This is a genomic window from Pseudoduganella lurida (assembly GCF_007830455.1).
Classification (GTDB): Bacteria; Pseudomonadota; Gammaproteobacteria; order Burkholderiales; family Burkholderiaceae_D; genus Rugamonas; species Rugamonas lurida.
On sequence record NZ_VLLB01000022.1, the window covers coordinates 1 to 1,637 of the forward strand.

The window sequence follows — 1,637 nt, forward strand, 5'->3', positions numbered from 1 at the left end:
CCATTGCGCCACAGCGCGCCCAGGTTGATGCGCGTCTTCGGCGTGGCCGTCTCGATGTTCGAGATGGCCGTGCGGTCCAGCAGCGTTTGCGGTTGCAGCTGCGCAGGCGCCTGGTTGATCTTCAGCACGCGCACCTGGTTGTAGTTGGCCGCCAGCGACCAGTCCACCCGGCCGTACTGGCCGTAGTTGCTGTTCAGCGTGGTCACCAGCTCCAGGCCGCGCGAACGGGTGTTTACCGCGTTCGTGAAGATGTTGATGCCGGTTTCGCTGACGGTCGGATCGAGCACGTTGCCGTTGGCCAGGATCGCCGCCACCACGGCCGGCGAGTTGGTCGCGCCGCCGGAACCGTACACGGAACCGGAACCGACGATGCGGTCGCGGATCTTGATCTGGTAGGCGTCCAAGGTCACCGACACATTGCTGGCCGGGTTCAGCACGATGCCGGCGGAGATATTGGTCGAGGCTTCCGGCTTCAGGCCGTCCACGCCCACCAGCTTCGCACCCGCCGAATTCGGCGCCAGCTGCACGAAGGCGCTGGTCGGGCCTACGTTGGTGGCCGAATAGTAGGACTCGGCCAGCGTCGGTGCGCGGAAGCCGTTCGAGTACGTGCCACGCACGGCAAACGTGGGCGTGAAGTCGTAGCGGCTGGTCAGCTTGCCGACCTTGGCGTTGCCGAAGTCGCTGAAGTGCTCGTAGCGGCCGGCCAGGTCGACCGTCAGGCCGTCGATCGGGAAGGCGATGAAGTTGGCGTAGATGGCCTTGTTGTTGCGGTCATGCTTGCCCGCGTCCGTCAGCGAGAAGCCGGGATACGACTGCGAACCTTCCTTGTAGCGCGAGTACGGATCGCCAGCCTGGATCTCGTATTCGTCCACGCGGTGTTCCAGGCCCATGGCGAACGTGGACGGCTTCGCCCAGCCCAGGTCGAGCTCGCGGCTGACGTCGAAGTTGTTGGTCCACTGGCTGGCGATGAAGGTACCGGCATGGAAGACCGTCGGCGTGAAGCCCGTGTCGTTGTACAGCGAGACGTTGGCCGTGTCCTCGACGCCGATCTCCGCCTTGTCGCGGCCATAGGTGGTCGACAGCTCCCAGTTCCACGCGCTGCCGAACTTGCCCTTGGCGCCGGCCGTGATGGCGTAATCCGTCTCGCGCATGGTTTCCTTCGGATCGAAGCCCAATGGATAGACCTGCGGCAGCCGGTTCGGCATGCGGTAGTTCTCGTGGGCCCGCGCGTGCTTCTTGCCCCAGGTGGCGAAGGCGTACAGCGACGTGTCGTCGTCGATGTCGTAGCCGGCATTCAGGGCCAGCGTGTTCAGGTGGTACTGCGCGTCGCCGGAGATCTTGTTCAGGTTCGGGTAGCCCGGCGCCTGCAGCAACGGCATGCTGGCCAGGTTGGCCGGTGCCGTCACGCGCGGGTCGATGCCGCCGCGGTCGCTGTAGCCGTGGTAGCGCGATTCGCCGGTCAGGCTGATGAACGACTTGTCCGTGGGCCGGAAGCCGATGTTGGCCGTGCCGTCGCCCGTGTGGCCGCCGCCGTCGCTGTAGCCGCCGCCGTTCACGTTCCCGGACAGCCCCTGGTTGTTCGATTTCAGGATGATGTTGACGACGCCGGCGATGGCATCGGTACCATACTGGGCCGC

General features: G+C 65.4%; 1 protein-coding gene. It reads right to left on the reverse strand.

Going from position 1 to position 1,637, the window contains the following annotated elements; genetic code table 11:
- On the reverse strand, positions 1–1,637 hold a 1,637-nt coding region (locus tag IP91_RS25875; protein ID WP_145653511.1), incomplete at both ends, for a TonB-dependent receptor plug domain-containing protein.